We start from the raw sequence: 20,863 nt of genomic DNA, 5'->3' as shown, positions 1-20,863 counted from the left end.
TTTGGTTTTATAAACAACAAACCTCGGTTTGTTGTTGAAGTACAGAATTCATTGAGCCGACTTAATCAACAACGTTGATTAGTCAAAAAACTTTTAATTGAAGAGTTTGATCATGGCTCAGATTGAACGCTGGCGGTAGGCTTAACACATGCAAGTCGAGCGGAAACGAAGAATAGCTTGCTATTCTGGCGTCGAGCGGCGGACGGGTGAGTAATGCTTGGGAATCTGCCTAGTCGAGGGGGACAACAGTTGGAAACGACTGCTAATACCGCATACGACCTACGGGTGAAAGGGGGCCTCTTCTTGAAAGCTCTCGCGACTAGATGAGCCCAAGTGGGATTAGCTTGTTGGTGAGGTAAGAGCTCACCAAGGCGACGATCCCTAGCTGGTCTGAGAGGATGATCAGCCACACTGGAACTGAGACACGGTCCAGACTCCTACGGGAGGCAGCAGTGGGGAATATTGCACAATGGGGGAAACCCTGATGCAGCCATACCGCGTGTATGAAGAAGGCCTTAGGGTTGTAAAGTACTTTCAGCGAGGAGGAAAGGCAGTAGATTAATACTCTACTGCTGTGACGTTACTCGCAGAAGAAGCACCGGCTAACTCCGTGCCAGCAGCCGCGGTAATACGGAGGGTGCAAGCGTTAATCGGAATTACTGGGCGTAAAGCGCATGCAGGCGGTTTGTTAAGCGAGATGTGAAAGCCCCGGGCTCAACCTGGGAACTGCATTTCGAACTGGCAAACTAGAGTTCTTGAGAGGGTGGTAGAATTTCAGGTGTAGCGGTGAAATGCGTAGAGATCTGAAGGAATACCAGTGGCGAAGGCGGCCACCTGGCAAGTAACTGACGCTCAGATGCGAAAGCGTGGGTAGCAAACGGGATTAGATACCCCGGTAGTCCACGCCGTAAACGATGTCTACTCGGAGTTTGGTTCCTTGAGAACTGGGCTCTTAAGCTAACGCATTAAGTAGACCGCCTGGGGAGTACGGCCGCAAGGTTAAAACTCAAATGAATTGACGGGGGCCCGCACAAGCGGTGGAGCATGTGGTTTAATTCGATGCAACGCGAAGAACCTTACCTACTCTTGACATCCATAGAACTTTTCAGAGATGAATTGGTGCCTTCGGGAACTATGAGACAGGTGCTGCATGGCTGTCGTCAGCTCGTGTTGTGAAATGTTGGGTTAAGTCCCGCAACGAGCGCAACCCTTATCCTTATTTGCCAGCACGTAATGGTGGGAACTCTAAGGAGACTGCCGGTGATAAACCGGAGGAAGGTGGGGACGACGTCAAGTCATCATGGCCCTTACGAGTAGGGCTACACACGTGCTACAATGGCGCATACAAAGGGCTGCAAACCAGCAATGGTAAGCGAATCCCATAAAGTGCGTCGTAGTCCGGATTGGGGTCTGCAACTCGACCCCATGAAGTCGGAATCGCTAGTAATCGTGAATCAGAATGTCACGGTGAATACGTTCCCGGGCCTTGTACACACCGCCCGTCACACCATGGGAGTGGGCTGCACCAGAAGTCATTAGCTTAACCTTCGGGAGGGCGATGACCACGGTGTGGTTCATGACTGGGGTGAAGTCGTAACAAGGTAGCCCTAGGGGAACCTGGGGCTGGATCACCTCCTTACGTAAAGTTGTTAGTTTTTGTAAGTGCCCACACAAATTGCTTGAATAGAAACGTTAAAGACAGTCTTATGAAAATAAGACAACGTTTGGGATGAAATCCAAACGTAGAAAGTAAATAGTGTCCCGTTCGTCTAGAGGCCTAGGACACCGCCCTTTCACGGCGGTAACACGAGTTCAAATCTCGTACGGGATACCATCTTTCTTCTGTAAGGAAGATGGAGTATTTTTTCTTTCTGATTAAAAATCAAAGCTAAGCAGCGAATGCTTATCTTTGCTTTTTAGCAAATTGCTCTTTAAAAATTTGGAAAGCTGAATAAATAAAGAAGTTCTTAAAACACGTTATTACTTCGGTAATAACAATATAGTGTTCTTGAGTATTCTTGAGGCGAAAAAAACTAGATAATACCTAGTTATTTCAATTGTACAGTCGACTTTAGATTGTATGGTTAAGTGACTAAGCGTATACGGTGGATGCCTAGGCAGTCAGAGGCGATGAAGGACGTGTTAATCTGCGTTAAGCTGTGGGGAGTTGATAAAAAGCGTTAATCCACAGATTTCCGAATGGGGGAACCCACTCTACTTTGTAGAGTATCGTAACGTGAATACATAGCGTTGCGAAGCGAACCGGGAGAACTGAAACATCTAAGTACCCCGAGGAAAAGAAATCAATAGAGATACCCTTAGTAGCGGCGAGCGAACGGGGTCTAGCCCTTAAGCAGTTTGGAAGTTAGTGGAAGATTCTGGAAAGTTTCACGATACAGGGTGATAGTCCCGTACATGAAAACGACCTTACTGTGAAATCGAGTAGGACGGCACACGTGATATGCTGTTTGAATATGGGAGGACCATCTTCCAAGGCTAAATACTACTGACTGACCGATAGTGAACCAGTACCGTGAGGGAAAGGCGAAAAGAACCCCTGTGAGGGGAGTGAAATAGAACCTGAAACCGTATACGTACAAGCAGTGGGAGCAGACTTGTTCTGTGACTGCGTACCTTTTGTATAATGGGTCAACGACTTAATTTCAGTAGCAAGGTTAAGCGAATAGCGGAGCCGTAGGGAAACCGAGTGTTAACTGCGCGAATAGTTGCTGGGATTAGACCCGAAACCCGGTGATCTAGCCATGGGCAGGTTGAAGGTTGAGTAACATCAACTGGAGGACCGAACCGACTAATGTTGAAAAATTAGCGGATGACTTGTGGCTGGGGGTGAAAGGCCAATCAAACCGGGAGATAGCTGGTTCTCCTCGAAAGCTATTTAGGTAGCGCCTCGCGTCTAACTATTGGGGGTAGAGCACTGTTAAGGCTAGGGGGTCATCCCGACTTACCAACCCTTTGCAAACTCCGAATACCAATAAGTTCAATCGCGGGAGACACACGGCGGGTGCTAACGTCCGTCGTGGAAAGGGAAACAACCCAGACCGTCAGCTAAGGTCCCAAAGTGTATGTTAAGTGGGAAACGATGTGGAAAGGCTCAGACAGCCAGGAAGTTGGCTTAGAAGCAGCCATCTTTTAAAGAAAGCGTAATAGCTCACTGGTCGAGTCGGTCTGCGCGGAAGATTTAACGGGGCTAAACATACCACCGAAGCTACGGATGCAAGACTTGTTCTTGCATGGTAGAGGAGCGTTCTGTAAGCCGTCGAAGGTGAGTTGAGAAGCTTGCTGGAGGTATCAGAAGTGCGAATGTTGACATGAGTAACGATAATGGGGGTGAAAAACCTCCACGCCGAAAGACCAAGGGTTCCTGTCCAACGTTAATCGGGGCAGGGTGAGTCGACCCCTAAGGCGAGGCCGAAAGGCGTAGTCGATGGGAAACAGGTTAATATTCCTGTACTCACTTATATTGCGATGGGGTGACGGAGAAGGTTAGGCTAGCATGGCGATGGTTGTCCATGTTTAAGGTTGTAGGCTGTGTGCTTAGGTAAATCCGGGCGCACATTAAGGCTGAGAGCTGATGACGAGTCTCTACGGAGATGAAGTAGTTGATACCCGGCTTCCAGGAAAAACCTCTAAGCTTCAGATATAAGAGAATCGTACCCCAAACCGACACAGGTGGTTAGGTAGAGAATACTAAGGCGCTTGAGAGAACTCGGGTGAAGGAACTAGGCAAAATGGTACCGTAACTTCGGGAGAAGGTACGCCGATGATGGTGAAGGACTTGCTCCGTAAGCTATTGTCGGTCGCAGAGAAATGGTGGCTGCAACTGTTTATTAAAAACACAGCACTGTGCAAAATCGAAAGATGACGTATACGGTGTGACGCCTGCCCGGTGCCGGAAGGTTAATTGATTGGGTTAGACTTAGGTCGAAGCTCATGATCGAAGCCCCGGTAAACGGCGGCCGTAACTATAACGGTCCTAAGGTAGCGAAATTCCTTGTCGGGTAAGTTCCGACCTGCACGAATGGCGTAATGATGGCCACGCTGTCTCCACCCGAGACTCAGTGAAATTGAAATCGCTGTTAAGATGCAGTGTACCCGCGGCTAGACGGAAAGACCCCGTGAACCTTTACTATAGCTTGGCACTGAACATTGAACCTACATGTGTAGGATAGGTGGGAGACGTTGAAGCATTGTCGCTAGATGATGTGGAGTCAACCTTGAAATACCACCCTTGTACGTTTGATGTTCTAACGTAGGTCCCTTATCGGGATTGCGGACAGTGTCTGGTGGGTAGTTTGACTGGGGCGGTCTCCTCCCAAAGAGTAACGGAGGAGCACGAAGGTTGGCTAAACATGGTTGGACATCATGTGGTTAGTGCAAAGGCATAAGCCAGCTTAACTGCGAGACAGACACGTCGAGCAGGTACGAAAGTAGGTCTTAGTGATCCGGTGGTTCTGAATGGAAGGGCCATCGCTCAACGGATAAAAGGTACTCCGGGGATAACAGGCTGATACCGCCCAAGAGTTCATATCGACGGCGGTGTTTGGCACCTCGATGTCGGCTCATCACATCCTGGGGCTGAAGTTGGTCCCAAGGGTATGGCTGTTCGCCATTTAAAGTGGTACGCGAGCTGGGTTTAGAACGTCGTGAGACAGTTCGGTCCCTATCTGCCGTGGGCGTTTGAGAATTGAGAGGAGCTGCTCCTAGTACGAGAGGACCGGAGTGGACGAACCACTGGTGTTCGGGTTGTTATGCCAATAGCATTGCCCGGTAGCTAAGTTCGGAACTGATAACCGCTGAAAGCATCTAAGCGGGAAGCAGGCCTCGAGATGAGTTCTCACTGGGACTTTAAGTCCCCTGAAGGGCCGTTGGAGACTACAACGTTGATAGGCAAGGTGTGTAAGTGCTGTGAGGCATTGAGCTAACTTGTACTAATTACCCGTGAGGCTTAACCATACAAATTAAAGTATGATTAATTGAAATACGACTTAAGAATTGATTGAACACTACTATTTATCGAAAGATAGGTTTTAAAGACTTCTTTATTTATAGCTTTTCAGATTTTAAAGATACAACTTGAAAGCAAACCAAATTTGCTTGGTGACCATAGTGTTGCGGTACCACCTGATCCCATTCCGAACTCAGTAGTGAAACGTAATAACGCCGATGGTAGTGTGGGGCTTCCCCATGTGAGAGTAGGGCATCGCCAAGCGCCAAATTAAGACTGATGGAAACATTAGCACAGATTGTGCGGAGTGGTAGTTCAGTTGGTTAGAATACCGGCCTGTCACGCCGGGGGTCGCGGGTTCGAGTCCCGTCCACTCCGCCAACAATTCTTAAATAACATTCTATGAGTGTTATTTTAAAATTGTAGTGAGTAAAGCACACAATCAGACCGTAAGGTCAATGCTCTTTAACAATTTATTCAAGCAATCTGTGTGAGCACTTGCAGAGATATAATGACCAAAAATTATATCAATGTAATTGTGAACATTAAATTAAATCGAAAGATTTGGTTTTATAAACAACAAACCTCGGTTTGTTGTTGAAGTACAGAATTCATTGAGCCGACTTAATCAACAACGTTGATTAGTCAAAAAACTTTTAATTGAAGAGTTTGATCATGGCTCAGATTGAACGCTGGCGGTAGGCTTAACACATGCAAGTCGAGCGGAAACGAAGAATAGCTTGCTATTCTGGCGTCGAGCGGCGGACGGGTGAGTAATGCTTGGGAATCTGCCTAGTCGAGGGGGACAACAGTTGGAAACGACTGCTAATACCGCATACGACCTACGGGTGAAAGGGGGCCTCTTCTTGAAAGCTCTCGCGACTAGATGAGCCCAAGTGGGATTAGCTTGTTGGTGAGGTAAGAGCTCACCAAGGCGACGATCCCTAGCTGGTCTGAGAGGATGATCAGCCACACTGGAACTGAGACACGGTCCAGACTCCTACGGGAGGCAGCAGTGGGGAATATTGCACAATGGGGGAAACCCTGATGCAGCCATACCGCGTGTATGAAGAAGGCCTTAGGGTTGTAAAGTACTTTCAGCGAGGAGGAAAGGCAGTAGATTAATACTCTACTGCTGTGACGTTACTCGCAGAAGAAGCACCGGCTAACTCCGTGCCAGCAGCCGCGGTAATACGGAGGGTGCAAGCGTTAATCGGAATTACTGGGCGTAAAGCGCATGCAGGCGGTTTGTTAAGCGAGATGTGAAAGCCCCGGGCTCAACCTGGGAACTGCATTTCGAACTGGCAAACTAGAGTTCTTGAGAGGGTGGTAGAATTTCAGGTGTAGCGGTGAAATGCGTAGAGATCTGAAGGAATACCAGTGGCGAAGGCGGCCACCTGGCAAGTAACTGACGCTCAGATGCGAAAGCGTGGGTAGCAAACGGGATTAGATACCCCGGTAGTCCACGCCGTAAACGATGTCTACTCGGAGTTTGGTTCCTTGAGAACTGGGCTCTTAAGCTAACGCATTAAGTAGACCGCCTGGGGAGTACGGCCGCAAGGTTAAAACTCAAATGAATTGACGGGGGCCCGCACAAGCGGTGGAGCATGTGGTTTAATTCGATGCAACGCGAAGAACCTTACCTACTCTTGACATCCATAGAACTTTTCAGAGATGAATTGGTGCCTTCGGGAACTATGAGACAGGTGCTGCATGGCTGTCGTCAGCTCGTGTTGTGAAATGTTGGGTTAAGTCCCGCAACGAGCGCAACCCTTATCCTTATTTGCCAGCACGTAATGGTGGGAACTCTAAGGAGACTGCCGGTGATAAACCGGAGGAAGGTGGGGACGACGTCAAGTCATCATGGCCCTTACGAGTAGGGCTACACACGTGCTACAATGGCGCATACAAAGGGCTGCAAACCAGCAATGGTAAGCGAATCCCATAAAGTGCGTCGTAGTCCGGATTGGGGTCTGCAACTCGACCCCATGAAGTCGGAATCGCTAGTAATCGTGAATCAGAATGTCACGGTGAATACGTTCCCGGGCCTTGTACACACCGCCCGTCACACCATGGGAGTGGGCTGCACCAGAAGTCATTAGCTTAACCTTCGGGAGGGCGATGACCACGGTGTGGTTCATGACTGGGGTGAAGTCGTAACAAGGTAGCCCTAGGGGAACCTGGGGCTGGATCACCTCCTTACGTAAAGTTGTTAATTTTTGTAAGTGCCCACACAAATTGCTTGAATAGAAAGTTGAATAGTATGTCTTACTAATAGTAAGACGCTAGTAAGCAAAGATAAGCAATCGCTTGTTTATCTTTGCTTTTTAGCAAATTGCTCTTTAAAAATTTGGAAAGCTGAATAAATAAAGAAGTTCTTAAAACACGTTATTACTTCGGTAATAACAATATAGTGTTCTTGAGTATTCTTGAGGCGAAAAAAACTAGATAATACCTAGTTATTTCAATTGTACGGTCGACTTTAGATTGTATGGTTAAGTGACTAAGCGTATACGGTGGATGCCTAGGCAGTCAGAGGCGATGAAGGACGTGTTAATCTGCGTTAAGCTGTGGGGAGTTGATAAAAAGCGTTAATCCACAGATTTCCGAATGGGGGAACCCACTCTACTTTGTAGAGTATCGTAACGTGAATACATAGCGTTGCGAAGCGAACCGGGAGAACTGAAACATCTAAGTACCCCGAGGAAAAGAAATCAATAGAGATACCCTTAGTAGCGGCGAGCGAACGGGGTCTAGCCCTTAAGCAGTTTGGAAGTTAGTGGAAGATTCTGGAAAGTTTCACGATACAGGGTGATAGTCCCGTACATGAAAACGACCTTACTGTGAAATCGAGTAGGACGGCACACGTGATATGCTGTTTGAATATGGGAGGACCATCTTCCAAGGCTAAATACTACTGACTGACCGATAGTGAACCAGTACCGTGAGGGAAAGGCGAAAAGAACCCCTGTGAGGGGAGTGAAATAGAACCTGAAACCGTATACGTACAAGCAGTGGGAGCAGACTTGTTCTGTGACTGCGTACCTTTTGTATAATGGGTCAACGACTTAATTTCAGTAGCAAGGTTAAGCGAATAGCGGAGCCGTAGGGAAACCGAGTGTTAACTGCGCGAATAGTTGCTGGGATTAGACCCGAAACCCGGTGATCTAGCCATGGGCAGGTTGAAGGTTGAGTAACATCAACTGGAGGACCGAACCGACTAATGTTGAAAAATTAGCGGATGACTTGTGGCTGGGGGTGAAAGGCCAATCAAACCGGGAGATAGCTGGTTCTCCTCGAAAGCTATTTAGGTAGCGCCTCGCGTCTAACTATTGGGGGTAGAGCACTGTTAAGGCTAGGGGGTCATCCCGACTTACCAACCCTTTGCAAACTCCGAATACCAATAAGTTCAATCGCGGGAGACACACGGCGGGTGCTAACGTCCGTCGTGGAAAGGGAAACAACCCAGACCGTCAGCTAAGGTCCCAAAGTGTATGTTAAGTGGGAAACGATGTGGAAAGGCTCAGACAGCCAGGAAGTTGGCTTAGAAGCAGCCATCTTTTAAAGAAAGCGTAATAGCTCACTGGTCGAGTCGGTCTGCGCGGAAGATTTAACGGGGCTAAACATACCACCGAAGCTACGGATGCAAGACTTGTTCTTGCATGGTAGAGGAGCGTTCTGTAAGCCGTCGAAGGTGAGTTGAGAAGCTTGCTGGAGGTATCAGAAGTGCGAATGTTGACATGAGTAACGATAATGGGGGTGAAAAACCTCCACGCCGAAAGACCAAGGGTTCCTGTCCAACGTTAATCGGGGCAGGGTGAGTCGACCCCTAAGGCGAGGCCGAAAGGCGTAGTCGATGGGAAACAGGTTAATATTCCTGTACTCACTTATATTGCGATGGGGTGACGGAGAAGGTTAGGCTAGCATGGCGATGGTTGTCCATGTTTAAGGTTGTAGGCTGTGTGCTTAGGTAAATCCGGGCGCACATTAAGGCTGAGAGCTGATGACGAGTCTCTACGGAGATGAAGTAGTTGATACCCGGCTTCCAGGAAAAACCTCTAAGCTTCAGATATAAGAGAATCGTACCCCAAACCGACACAGGTGGTTAGGTAGAGAATACTAAGGCGCTTGAGAGAACTCGGGTGAAGGAACTAGGCAAAATGGTACCGTAACTTCGGGAGAAGGTACGCCGATGATGGTGAAGGACTTGCTCCGTAAGCTATTGTCGGTCGCAGAGAAATGGTGGCTGCAACTGTTTATTAAAAACACAGCACTGTGCAAAATCGAAAGATGACGTATACGGTGTGACGCCTGCCCGGTGCCGGAAGGTTAATTGATTGGGTTAGACTTAGGTCGAAGCTCATGATCGAAGCCCCGGTAAACGGCGGCCGTAACTATAACGGTCCTAAGGTAGCGAAATTCCTTGTCGGGTAAGTTCCGACCTGCACGAATGGCGTAATGATGGCCACGCTGTCTCCACCCGAGACTCAGTGAAATTGAAATCGCTGTTAAGATGCAGTGTACCCGCGGCTAGACGGAAAGACCCCGTGAACCTTTACTATAGCTTGGCACTGAACATTGAACCTACATGTGTAGGATAGGTGGGAGACGTTGAAGCATTGTCGCTAGATGATGTGGAGTCAACCTTGAAATACCACCCTTGTACGTTTGATGTTCTAACGTAGGTCCCTTATCGGGATTGCGGACAGTGTCTGGTGGGTAGTTTGACTGGGGCGGTCTCCTCCCAAAGAGTAACGGAGGAGCACGAAGGTTGGCTAAACATGGTTGGACATCATGTGGTTAGTGCAAAGGCATAAGCCAGCTTAACTGCGAGACAGACACGTCGAGCAGGTACGAAAGTAGGTCTTAGTGATCCGGTGGTTCTGAATGGAAGGGCCATCGCTCAACGGATAAAAGGTACTCCGGGGATAACAGGCTGATACCGCCCAAGAGTTCATATCGACGGCGGTGTTTGGCACCTCGATGTCGGCTCATCACATCCTGGGGCTGAAGTTGGTCCCAAGGGTATGGCTGTTCGCCATTTAAAGTGGTACGCGAGCTGGGTTTAGAACGTCGTGAGACAGTTCGGTCCCTATCTGCCGTGGGCGTTTGAGAATTGAGAGGAGCTGCTCCTAGTACGAGAGGACCGGAGTGGACGAACCACTGGTGTTCGGGTTGTTATGCCAATAGCATTGCCCGGTAGCTAAGTTCGGAACTGATAACCGCTGAAAGCATCTAAGCGGGAAGCAGGCCTCGAGATGAGTTCTCACTGGGACTTTAAGTCCCCTGAAGGGCCGTTGGAGACTACAACGTTGATAGGCAAGGTGTGTAAGTGCTGTGAGGCATTGAGCTAACTTGTACTAATTACCCGTGAGGCTTAACCATACAAATTAAAGTATGATTAATTGAAATATCGACTTAAGAATAGACAGAACACTTTATGTTTTAAAGACTTCTTTATTTATAGCTTTTCAGATTTTAAAGATACAACTTGAAAGCAAACCAAATTTGCTTGGTGACCATAGTGTTGCGGTACCACCTGATCCCATTCCGAACTCAGTAGTGAAACGTAATAACGCCGATGGTAGTGTGGGGCTTCCCCATGTGAGAGTAGGGCATCGCCAAGCGCCAAATTAGAGAGCCGATATCAGCGATGATATCGGCTTTTTTGTGTCTGTAATTTACACCTGTGATGTGATTATTGCGCGTTTGAATTAAAAATACCGAGCTTAACCAGCAGCGTTGGTTGCTATAAACGTATTCCAACTAATAAAAAACCAGCCGATGGCTGGTTTTTGTGTAACTGGCGTTCGATTAGTCAAAAGGAACGGCTCTTCGTAGTCAATTCGCTTGTGAACACGCACCGTTATTTTTAGCTTGAGTGAATGTTGGGCCTTATATTCACTGAATATAATGAGCAAAAAAGTTATTTTATGCTCAACGCTGATTATTTTGGCTAATTATAGTCGCGCTCTGTTCCGGGACAGAACTAGATTAATAGATTTGGTTAGTATTTTTTATCCATGAGACGAATTGGTATTAGTAAGGCTGTAGGGAATTGAATGCTGTAATAGTAGTCGTTCGTATGAATCGTGATCGTTAATACGCGTGTTATTGCTGGTTTTTCCTGCACTAAATATTAAATCAATATAAGTGCATAAAATGGATTGCTAATGTGATCTAAATCCCTATAATGCATCCCACTGACACGGCAAGAGCCGCTCAGTAAGGTGTTTAAAAAGAACTTAGGTTACTTTTTAAACGTCCTGAATAAAGCATAAATATGTGCTTGACTTCGAATCTGGTTTGCGTAGAATACGCAGCCTGACTAAGACGCAAAGCGTTGATGTCAATGCTCTTTAACAATTTATTCAAGCAATCTGTGTGAGCACTTGCAGAGATATAATGACCAAAAATTATATCAATGTAATTGTGAACATTAAATTAAATCGAAAGATTTGGTTTTATAAACAACAAACCTCGGTTTGTTGTTGAAGTACAGAATTCATTGAGCCGACTTAATCAACATCGTTGATTAGTCAAAAACTTTTAATTGAAGAGTTTGATCATGGCTCAGATTGAACGCTGGCGGTAGGCTTAACACATGCAAGTCGAGCGGAAACGAAGAATAGCTTGCTATTCTGGCGTCGAGCGGCGGACGGGTGAGTAATGCTTGGGAATCTGCCTAGTCGAGGGGGACAACAGTTGGAAACGACTGCTAATACCGCATACGACCTACGGGTGAAAGGGGGCCTCTTCTTGAAAGCTCTCGCGACTAGATGAGCCCAAGTGGGATTAGCTTGTTGGTGAGGTAAGAGCTCACCAAGGCGACGATCCCTAGCTGGTCTGAGAGGATGATCAGCCACACTGGAACTGAGACACGGTCCAGACTCCTACGGGAGGCAGCAGTGGGGAATATTGCACAATGGGGGAAACCCTGATGCAGCCATACCGCGTGTATGAAGAAGGCCTTAGGGTTGTAAAGTACTTTCAGCGAGGAGGAAAGGCAGTAGATTAATACTCTACTGCTGTGACGTTACTCGCAGAAGAAGCACCGGCTAACTCCGTGCCAGCAGCCGCGGTAATACGGAGGGTGCAAGCGTTAATCGGAATTACTGGGCGTAAAGCGCATGCAGGCGGTTTGTTAAGCGAGATGTGAAAGCCCCGGGCTCAACCTGGGAACTGCATTTCGAACTGGCAAACTAGAGTTCTTGAGAGGGTGGTAGAATTTCAGGTGTAGCGGTGAAATGCGTAGAGATCTGAAGGAATACCAGTGGCGAAGGCGGCCACCTGGCAAGTAACTGACGCTCAGATGCGAAAGCGTGGGTAGCAAACGGGATTAGATACCCCGGTAGTCCACGCCGTAAACGATGTCTACTCGGAGTTTGGTTCCTTGAGAACTGGGCTCTTAAGCTAACGCATTAAGTAGACCGCCTGGGGAGTACGGCCGCAAGGTTAAAACTCAAATGAATTGACGGGGGCCCGCACAAGCGGTGGAGCATGTGGTTTAATTCGATGCAACGCGAAGAACCTTACCTACTCTTGACATCCATAGAACTTTCCAGAGATGGATTGGTGCCTTCGGGAACTATGAGACAGGTGCTGCATGGCTGTCGTCAGCTCGTGTTGTGAAATGTTGGGTTAAGTCCCGCAACGAGCGCAACCCTTATCCTTATTTGCCAGCACGTAATGGTGGGAACTCTAAGGAGACTGCCGGTGATAAACCGGAGGAAGGTGGGGACGACGTCAAGTCATCATGGCCCTTACGAGTAGGGCTACACACGTGCTACAATGGCGCATACAAAGGGCTGCAAACCAGCAATGGTAAGCGAATCCCATAAAGTGCGTCGTAGTCCGGATTGGGGTCTGCAACTCGACCCCATGAAGTCGGAATCGCTAGTAATCGTGAATCAGAATGTCACGGTGAATACGTTCCCGGGCCTTGTACACACCGCCCGTCACACCATGGGAGTGGGCTGCACCAGAAGTCATTAGCTTAACCTTCGGGAGGGCGATGACCACGGTGTGGTTCATGACTGGGGTGAAGTCGTAACAAGGTAGCCCTAGGGGAACCTGGGGCTGGATCACCTCCTTACGTAAAGTTGTTAATTTTTGTAAGTGCCCACACAAATTGCTTGAATAGAAAGTTGAATAGTATGTCTTACTAATAGTAAGACGCTAGTAAGCAAAGATAAGCAATCGCTTGTTTATCTTTGCTTTTTAGCAAATTGCTCTTTAAAAATTTGGAAAGCTGAATAAATAAAGAAGTTCTTAAAACACGTTATTACTTCGGTAATAACAATATAGTGTTCTTGAGTATTCTTGAGGCGAAAAAAACTAGATAATACCTAGTTATTTCAATTGTACGGTCGACTTTAGATTGTATGGTTAAGTGACTAAGCGTATACGGTGGATGCCTAGGCAGTCAGAGGCGATGAAGGACGTGTTAATCTGCGTTAAGCTGTGGGGAGTTGATAAAAAGCGTTAATCCACAGATTTCCGAATGGGGGAACCCACTCTACTTTGTAGAGTATCGTAACGTGAATACATAGCGTTGCGAAGCGAACCGGGAGAACTGAAACATCTAAGTACCCCGAGGAAAAGAAATCAATAGAGATACCCTTAGTAGCGGCGAGCGAACGGGGTCTAGCCCTTAAGCAGTTTGGAAGTTAGTGGAAGATTCTGGAAAGTTTCACGATACAGGGTGATAGTCCCGTACATGAAAACGACCTTACTGTGAAATCGAGTAGGACGGCACACGTGATATGCTGTTTGAATATGGGAGGACCATCTTCCAAGGCTAAATACTACTGACTGACCGATAGTGAACCAGTACCGTGAGGGAAAGGCGAAAAGAACCCCTGTGAGGGGAGTGAAATAGAACCTGAAACCGTATACGTACAAGCAGTGGGAGCAGACTTGTTCTGTGACTGCGTACCTTTTGTATAATGGGTCAACGACTTAATTTCAGTAGCAAGGTTAAGCGAATAGCGGAGCCGTAGGGAAACCGAGTGTTAACTGCGCGAATAGTTGCTGGGATTAGACCCGAAACCCGGTGATCTAGCCATGGGCAGGTTGAAGGTTGAGTAACATCAACTGGAGGACCGAACCGACTAATGTTGAAAAATTAGCGGATGACTTGTGGCTGGGGGTGAAAGGCCAATCAAACCGGGAGATAGCTGGTTCTCCTCGAAAGCTATTTAGGTAGCGCCTCGCGTCTAACTATTGGGGGTAGAGCACTGTTAAGGCTAGGGGGTCATCCCGACTTACCAACCCTTTGCAAACTCCGAATACCAATAAGTTCAATCGCGGGAGACACACGGCGGGTGCTAACGTCCGTCGTGGAAAGGGAAACAACCCAGACCGTCAGCTAAGGTCCCAAAGTGTATGTTAAGTGGGAAACGATGTGGAAAGGCTCAGACAGCCAGGAAGTTGGCTTAGAAGCAGCCATCTTTTAAAGAAAGCGTAATAGCTCACTGGTCGAGTCGGTCTGCGCGGAAGATTTAACGGGGCTAAACATACCACCGAAGCTACGGATGCAAAGACTTGTTCTTTGCATGGTAGAGGAGCGTTCTGTAAGCCGTCGAAGGTGAGTTGAGAAGCTTGCTGGAGGTATCAGAAGTGCGAATGTTGACATGAGTAACGATAATGGGGGTGAAAAACCTCCACGCCGAAAGACCAAGGGTTCCTGTCCAACGTTAATCGGGGCAGGGTGAGTCGACCCCTAAGGCGAGGCCGAAAGGCGTAGTCGATGGGAAACAGGTTAATATTCCTGTACTCACTTATATTGCGATGGGGTGACGGAGAAGGTTAGGCTAGCATGGCGATGGTTGTCCATGTTTAAGGTTGTAGGCTGTGTGCTTAGGTAAATCCGGGCGCACATTAAGGCTGAGAGCTGATGACGAGTCTCTACGGAGATGAAGTAGTTGATACCCGGCTTCCAGGAAAAACCTCTAAGCTTCAGATATAAGAGAATCGTACCCCAAACCGACACAGGTGGTTAGGTAGAGAATACTAAGGCGCTTGAGAGAACTCGGGTGAAGGAACTAGGCAAAATGGTACCGTAACTTCGGGAGAAGGTACGCCGATGATGGTGAAGGACTTGCTCCGTAAGCTATTGTCGGTCGCAGAGAAATGGTGGCTGCAACTGTTTATTAAAAACACAGCACTGTGCAAAATCGAAAGATGACGTATACGGTGTGACGCCTGCCCGGTGCCGGAAGGTTAATTGATTGGGTTAGACTTAGGTCGAAGCTCATGATCGAAGCCCCGGTAAACGGCGGCCGTAACTATAACGGTCCTAAGGTAGCGAAATTCCTTGTCGGGTAAGTTCCGACCTGCACGAATGGCGTAATGATGGCCACGCTGTCTCCACCCGAGACTCAGTGAAATTGAAATCGCTGTTAAGATGCAGTGTACCCGCGGCTAGACGGAAAGACCCCGTGAACCTTTACTATAGCTTGGCACTGAACATTGAACCTACATGTGTAGGATAGGTGGGAGACGTTGAAGCATTGTCGCTAGATGATGTGGAGTCAACCTTGAAATACCACCCTTGTACGTTTGATGTTCTAACGTAGGTCCCTTATCGGGATTGCGGACAGTGTCTGGTGGGTAGTTTGACTGGGGCGGTCTCCTCCCAAAGAGTAACGGAGGAGCACGAAGGTTGGCTAAACATGGTTGGACATCATGTGGTTAGTGCAAAGGCATAAGCCAGCTTAACTGCGAGACAGACACGTCGAGCAGGTACGAAAGTAGGTCTTAGTGATCCGGTGGTTCTGAATGGAAGGGCCATCGCTCAACGGATAAAAGGTACTCCGGGGATAACAGGCTGATACCGCCCAAGAGTTCATATCGACGGCGGTGTTTGGCACCTCGATGTCGGCTCATCACATCCTGGGGCTGAAGTTGGTCCCAAGGGTATGGCTGTTCGCCATTTAAAGTGGTACGCGAGCTGGGTTTAGAACGTCGTGAGACAGTTCGGTCCCTATCTGCCGTGGGCGTTTGAGAATTGAGAGGAGCTGCTCCTAGTACGAGAGGACCGGAGTGGACGAACCACTGGTGTTCGGGTTGTTATGCCAATAGCATTGCCCGGTAGCTAAGTTCGGAACTGATAACCGCTGAAAGCATCTAAGCGGGAAGCAGGCCTCGAGATGAGTTCTCACTGGGACTTTAAGTCCCCTGAAGGGCCGTTGGAGACTACAACGTTGATAGGCAAGGTGTGTAAGTGCTGTGAGGCATTGAGCTAACTTGTACTAATTACCCGTGAGGCTTAACCATACAAATTAAAGTATGATTAATTGAAATATCGACTTAAGAATAGATTGAACACTACTATTTATCGAAAGATAGGTTTTAAAGACTTCTTTATTTATAGCTTTTCAGATTTTAAAGGTACAACTTGAAAGCAAACCAGATTTGCTTGGTGACCATAGTGTTGCGGTACCACCTGATCCCATTCCGAACTCAGTAGTGAAACGTAATAACGCCGATGGTAGTGTGGGGCTTCCCCATGTGAGAGTAGGGCATCGCCAAGCGCCAATTACTATTTATTCAAACCTAGTCTGAATAAATATTGTTTAAGACGTAGTCTTAAACAAGAGCAGATGATTCGTAAGACTCGAAAAATTTGTTTGGTGACCATAGTGTTGCGGTACCACCTGATCCCATTCCGAACTCAGTAGTGAAACGTAATAACGCCGATGGTAGTGTGGGGCTTCCCCATGTGAGAGTAGGGCATCGCCAAACGTCAAATTAGATTCAAGACTAATCTTGAACAAAAAAAGCCGATATCATTGATATCGGCTTTTTTTATACCTGTAAATTATTAACTGTTAAAGTTAAAATATACTTTCACCACTTTAGGTTAAATCACTAATTTTGTGGTTAACGAATTAAATTCATATATTTAGGATCCTTGTATGACTGATAACCATGAGATAATTAAGTTACAGACGCTAAAATGGGTGAAAGATATTATTGTGAAATACAATATTTGCCCTTTTGCGAAAAAAGAATTAGAGCGAAAAACAATTCATTGTGCAGTACTTGATGGGACTGATTTAACTGAGTTATTAGAATGTGTTAATGCTGAATTTATTCGTTTAGATACCAATGAAGAGATAGCTACAACATTAGTTGTTATTCCTAAATTGAGTAGCAATTTTGATGATTTCCTCGATCTAATTGATTATGCGAACGATTTATTGGAAATGCAGGACTACGAAGGTGTTTATCAATTAGCGCATATGCATCCTAAGTATCGTTTTGATGACACGACAATGCAAGATGCTGCTAACTTTACTAATCGCTCACCTTATCCGATACTGCACATTATTCGTGAAGATGAGATGGCGCGCGTATTGAGAGTATTCCCGAACCCTGAGGAAATCCCTGAACGTAATGTTGAATTATTACGAAAGAAAGGATTTAAGGAAATTAAAGCGGAATTAGAAGCGTGTTTTGACGTGAAAACCAAATAATTCTATAAAGCGTTTATAACAGAGCTGTATCAGTGAGAAGCAGCTCTGTATTAATTTAAGTTAAACTTGCTCTGTTACAATCTCTTTTGAGAAAGTTTTCTCACAATACTTACATTTCAAACCGATATTACCTTTGATCATTTTAATGGTGAAAGATGAAATAACTGGTTCTCCGTGTGTAATACAATTTGAGTTTGGACACGGGAATACGTTTTCAACGTCTTTTGGCAATGCTAACGCATGCTTATCTGTCACCTCGAAATTTTCAATTATATTGATGGTTGCATTTGGTGCAAGCAGTGCTAATTGATTAGCTTGTGACTTGGTTATCTCAGTGTTTTCAACTTTAATTAAATCTTTGGTCGCACCATTATGAGTTGGAAGGTTAAAACCAACGGTAACACGCTGCTTGGTATTTGTAAGACTAAATAGTCTTAGGATCTTCACACCTTGTCCTGATGGGATGTGATCGATAACGTAGCCATTACAGATAGCTTCTACTTGCATGTGATTGCTTTTCATTATCTTATCCTTCAATTGTTTCGTTTAATACAAGAGCAAGTAATGCTTCACGTGCGTAGACACCATTTTCAGCTTGCTGGAAGTAATACGCGTATGGCGTTTTGTCCACATCGACAGTGATTTCATCAACACGTGGTAATGGGTGAAGCACTTTTAAATTATCTTTCGCATTCTTTAATGAACTGGCTGATAAAATAAAACCAGCTTTCATGTGTTGATACTCTGTCTCATCAAAACGTTCTTTTTGTACGCGAGTCATGTACAACACGTCGATTTCAGGCACGACTTCTTCAATCGAGTTATAACAGGCATAGCTGATATCGTGCTCATCAAGCTCGTCACAGATATATTCAGGCATCGCCAATGCATCTGGTGCAATGAAATAGAACTTGCAGCCACTGAACTTAGCAAGGGCTTGTGCTAAAGAATGAACTGTTCGACCGTATTTAAGATCTCCCACCAATGCGATATTTAAATTATCTAAACGGCCTTGTGTTTCGTAAATAGAGAATAGGTCGAGTAATGTTTGTGTGGGATGTTGATTAGAGCCATCACCGCCGTTAATTACGGGAACGTTGGAAAATTCTGATGCCAGTCTTGCTGCACCTTCTTGAGGGTGGCGCATCACAAATGCATCCGCATAGCTTGAGATCACACTGATTGAATCGGCAAGCGTTTCACCTTTTTTCGCAAGTGATGTGTTACCAGCATTATCAAAGCCAATAACAGTCCCACCTAATCGTTGGATCGCCGTTTCGAATGATAATCGTGTTCGTGTTGATGCTTCAAAGAAACAGCTCGCAATTACTTTGTTTTTTAAAAGTTCGGGCTGTGGCTGTTTTTTTAGTTTTGCCGCAGTTTTAACAATAAGTTCTAGCTCATTACGTGACATATCATTGATAGATACTATATGTTTTCTAAATAACGGATTTACCATTTTTGTGCCCTGATGATCAGAATTATCCAAAAAAAAGCCTCATATGAATAGTTATGAGGCTTTACAAGTTTGCATGCATAGGGAGAGGGTTCTATGGTCTAATGATATGAACATTCGTTAATCCTCTAATCCGCTAAACACAATAGGTAATTTTAGCTTAAAATAAAAACGACAGAAAGCACTAATCAAATTAATTTTATGTAAAAAAACCTATAAAGTTTAAACTATTCGTTGCTCTAGATTTGCTTATTATGCGTGTTATTAAATATAATGCGTATAAATAGTGCAATATACTCGCTCTGAATATGGGAGCATTGATAAATTTATGGAACTTACAATGAGTAAAAAAATCATTTCTACAACGAATGCACCTGCTGCAATTGGTCCGTACTCACAAGCTAATCAACTTGGTAATATGGTTTTTACTTCAGGACAGATCCCATTAGTGGCAGAGACGATGGACATTATTGAAGGTGGCGTGAAAGAGCAAGCTGAATTAGTAATGGAAAATCTAATGGCAGTACTAAAAGCGGCGAATGCAAGTGCCGATACAGTAATCAAGACAACATGTTTCCTGAGTGATATGAATGATTTTGTTACTTTCAATGAAGTGTACGCACGTTATTTCCCTGAGAACGCACCAGCACGTTCATGTGTTGAAGTCGCTCGTTTACCGAAAGATGTATTAGTTGAAGTTGAAGCTATCGCTTACACGCTTTAATTAGGCCTATTTATGTCTAAATCGGTCACTATTGCTGTGCTTGTTACAGGTCCAGCATATGGTAGTCAAGATGCTTTAAGCGCCTATCATTATGTTAAATCAGCGATTGAGTTAGGTCATACTATTCAGCGCGTATTTTTTTATAATGATGGTGTGCTTAATGGTTCAACGCTGACATCTCCAGCTGCGGATGAATTTGATTTATATAATGCTTGGCTTTTGATGGCTCGTGAGCATCTATTTCCTTTAGATATATGTTCAGGTGCAGCGCTAAGGCGTGGTGTTATTGATCAAAATGAAGCGGATAGGACTGGGAAGAATCAGTTTAATCTTGAGTTACCATTTCAATTAACCGGGTTAGGTCAATTAGCAGAGTCGATTATGACTGCTGATCGGGTTATCCAGTTTTAATTATCTACATTTGGTTAAAAATATGTTGAGAGCCGCGTTTGTTACTCGTCAAGTTCCTCATGGTACGAGTCTAGCCAGAGAAACACAAGACGCCATCCTTGCTACGTCTGCATTAACGGAAGAGTTAAGTGTTTTTTTTATTGGCGATGGCGTTTATCAGTTAGTCTGTAATCAAAAGCCTCAAAATATCGCTTGTCGGGATTTTTCGCCTACATTTGGACTGTTTGACTTATATGATATCGAAAACATTTATGTGTGCGCTGACTCGCTTCTAGAGCGAGGTATAAGCGATATTGAGTTGATTATCGATGCTGAACGTTTATCACAGCTAGAAATTAATCAGCGAATACGCCAGCATGCTATTATTTTGAATTTTTGATTGGTGATAACATCATGCTTCACATTATTAAATCGTCGCCGTTCTCAAAAAACACATTTATTGACAGCCTAGCTTATCTCAATGAGGGTGATGCGCTGCTCTTTATTCAAGATGCTGTCGTCATTACGGCATCACAGCATAAATATGCTAAAATACTTCAAGATCTCCTACCAAAGATAAGTGTTTACACTTTAACTGAAGATCTGGATGCGAGAGGGTTAAAATGTATTCTAGGTCAGCAAGTTAGCTATCTAGAATTTGTTAATCTTACTGTGTCGCATTTACAAGTACAGACTTGGAATTAAAGAAGCTTAACTGTACGAATTTTCATTGTTGCCCTATGAATTATGGGTAAGTTTTTATCTAGTAGTGTTGTAAATGCGGTTTATTTACGATTTATTGGTGAATAAACTGATTTATTTTCAATAATACTGTTCTTATGCTT

7 protein-coding genes, 2 tRNA genes and 10 rRNA genes are annotated in these 20,863 nt (G+C 45.6%); 17 read left to right on the top strand and 2 right to left on the bottom strand.

Annotation, left to right across the window (positions count from 1 at the left end; genetic code table 11):
• The first annotated feature begins 94 nt into the window (after positions 1-94).
• The 13 genes from HWV03_RS20945 to HWV03_RS20885 all read left to right on the top strand — a co-directional run bounded on the left by HWV03_RS20945 (position 95) and on the right by HWV03_RS20885 (position 17,448).
• Positions 95-1,639: ribosomal RNA gene (locus tag HWV03_RS20945) — 16S ribosomal RNA — on the top strand.
• A gap of 119 nt (positions 1,640-1,758) precedes the next feature.
• Positions 1,759-1,834: transfer RNA gene (locus tag HWV03_RS20940), tRNA-Glu, on the top strand.
• Positions 1,835-2,082: 248 nt separating this feature from the next.
• Positions 2,083-4,974 (top strand): 23S ribosomal RNA (locus tag HWV03_RS20935).
• Between the two features lie 140 nt (positions 4,975-5,114).
• Positions 5,115-5,230: ribosomal RNA gene (gene rrf, locus HWV03_RS20930) — 5S ribosomal RNA — on the top strand.
• A gap of 40 nt (positions 5,231-5,270) precedes the next feature.
• A tRNA-Asp gene (locus tag HWV03_RS20925) sits at positions 5,271-5,347 on the top strand.
• A 276-nt stretch (positions 5,348-5,623) separates the two neighbouring features.
• A 16S ribosomal RNA gene (locus HWV03_RS20920) occupies positions 5,624-7,168 on the top strand.
• Positions 7,169-7,459: 291 nt separating this feature from the next.
• A 23S ribosomal RNA gene (locus tag HWV03_RS20915) occupies positions 7,460-10,351 on the top strand.
• 126 nt (positions 10,352-10,477) lie between these two features.
• Positions 10,478-10,593: ribosomal RNA gene (gene rrf, locus HWV03_RS20910) — 5S ribosomal RNA — on the top strand.
• Positions 10,594-11,516: 923 nt separating this feature from the next.
• A 16S ribosomal RNA gene (locus HWV03_RS20905) occupies positions 11,517-13,061 on the top strand.
• Positions 13,062-13,352: 291 nt separating this feature from the next.
• Positions 13,353-16,246, top strand: a 23S ribosomal RNA gene (locus HWV03_RS20900).
• 141 nt (positions 16,247-16,387) lie between these two features.
• A 5S ribosomal RNA gene (gene rrf, locus HWV03_RS20895) occupies positions 16,388-16,503 on the top strand.
• Between the two features lie 95 nt (positions 16,504-16,598).
• A 5S ribosomal RNA gene (gene rrf, locus HWV03_RS20890) occupies positions 16,599-16,714 on the top strand.
• Together the 16S, 23S and 5S rRNA genes with 2 tRNA genes alongside form the textbook arrangement of a ribosomal RNA operon.
• 173 nt (positions 16,715-16,887) lie before the next feature.
• On the top strand, positions 16,888-17,448 hold the full coding sequence (locus HWV03_RS20885; RefSeq protein WP_211677767.1) for a DUF1415 domain-containing protein: 561 nt from the start codon (positions 16,888-16,890) through the stop codon (positions 17,446-17,448).
• Positions 17,449-17,508: 60 nt separating this feature from the next.
• Here the strand turns inward: HWV03_RS20885 and pyrI are convergent, their stop codons facing one another.
• Positions 17,509-17,970 carry an aspartate carbamoyltransferase regulatory subunit gene (pyrI, locus tag HWV03_RS20880; RefSeq protein WP_211677766.1) on the bottom strand — a complete coding sequence of 154 codons (462 nt, stop codon included), beginning with the start codon at positions 17,968-17,970 and terminating at the stop codon, positions 17,509-17,511.
• Between the two features lie 4 nt (positions 17,971-17,974).
• Positions 17,975-18,907 (bottom strand): aspartate carbamoyltransferase, encoded by a 933-nt coding sequence (gene pyrB / locus HWV03_RS20875; RefSeq protein WP_211680357.1) that lies wholly within the window; start codon positions 18,905-18,907, stop codon positions 17,975-17,977.
• 337 nt (positions 18,908-19,244) lie between these two features.
• Here pyrB and HWV03_RS20870 point away from each other — a divergent pair, with 337 nt between their 5' ends.
• From HWV03_RS20870 to tusB, 4 genes are read left to right on the top strand one after another with little or no spacing between them, the layout of a single operon-like run.
• A complete protein-coding gene (locus tag HWV03_RS20870) occupies positions 19,245-19,628 on the top strand; it encodes a RidA family protein (protein WP_211677765.1) in 384 nt (127 codons plus the stop codon).
• A gap of 12 nt (positions 19,629-19,640) precedes the next feature.
• Positions 19,641-20,039, top strand: a complete 399-nt coding sequence (gene tusD, locus HWV03_RS20865; RefSeq protein WP_211677764.1) for a sulfurtransferase complex subunit TusD — start codon at positions 19,641-19,643, stop codon at positions 20,037-20,039.
• Positions 20,040-20,061: 22 nt separating this feature from the next.
• Positions 20,062-20,418 carry a sulfurtransferase complex subunit TusC gene (gene tusC / locus HWV03_RS20860; protein WP_211677763.1) on the top strand — a complete coding sequence of 119 codons (357 nt, stop codon included), beginning with the start codon at positions 20,062-20,064 and terminating at the stop codon, positions 20,416-20,418.
• A gap of 14 nt (positions 20,419-20,432) precedes the next feature.
• Entirely contained in the window at positions 20,433-20,723 is a 291-nt protein-coding gene (tusB, locus tag HWV03_RS20855; RefSeq protein WP_067046660.1) for a sulfurtransferase complex subunit TusB, read from the top strand.
• The last annotated feature ends 140 nt before the right edge of the window (positions 20,724-20,863 follow it).

The organism is Moritella sp. 36 (genome assembly GCF_018219415.1).
Classification (GTDB): Bacteria; Pseudomonadota; Gammaproteobacteria; order Enterobacterales; family Moritellaceae; genus Moritella.
Note: the sequence above shows the minus strand (reverse complement) of the source record. Positions and strands in the feature narration are given on the sequence as shown.

Excerpts from the sequence above, each read along its gene's own strand:
- tusD (WP_211677764.1), top strand. The coding sequence starts at position 19,641 with ATGTCTAAATCGGTCACTATTGCTGTGCTTGTTACAGGTCCAGCATAT.
- HWV03_RS20870 (WP_211677765.1), top strand. The coding sequence starts at position 19,245 with ATGAGTAAAAAAATCATTTCTACAACGAATGCACCTGCTGCAATTGGT.
- pyrB (WP_211680357.1), bottom strand. The coding sequence starts at position 18,907 with ATGGTAAATCCGTTATTTAGAAAACATATAGTATCTATCAATGATATG.
- HWV03_RS20885 (WP_211677767.1), top strand. The coding sequence starts at position 16,888 with ATGACTGATAACCATGAGATAATTAAGTTACAGACGCTAAAATGGGTG.
- tusB (WP_067046660.1), top strand. The coding sequence starts at position 20,433 with ATGCTTCACATTATTAAATCGTCGCCGTTCTCAAAAAACACATTTATT.
- pyrI (WP_211677766.1), bottom strand. The coding sequence starts at position 17,970 with ATGAAAAGCAATCACATGCAAGTAGAAGCTATCTGTAATGGCTACGTT.
- tusC (WP_211677763.1), top strand. The coding sequence starts at position 20,062 with ATGTTGAGAGCCGCGTTTGTTACTCGTCAAGTTCCTCATGGTACGAGT.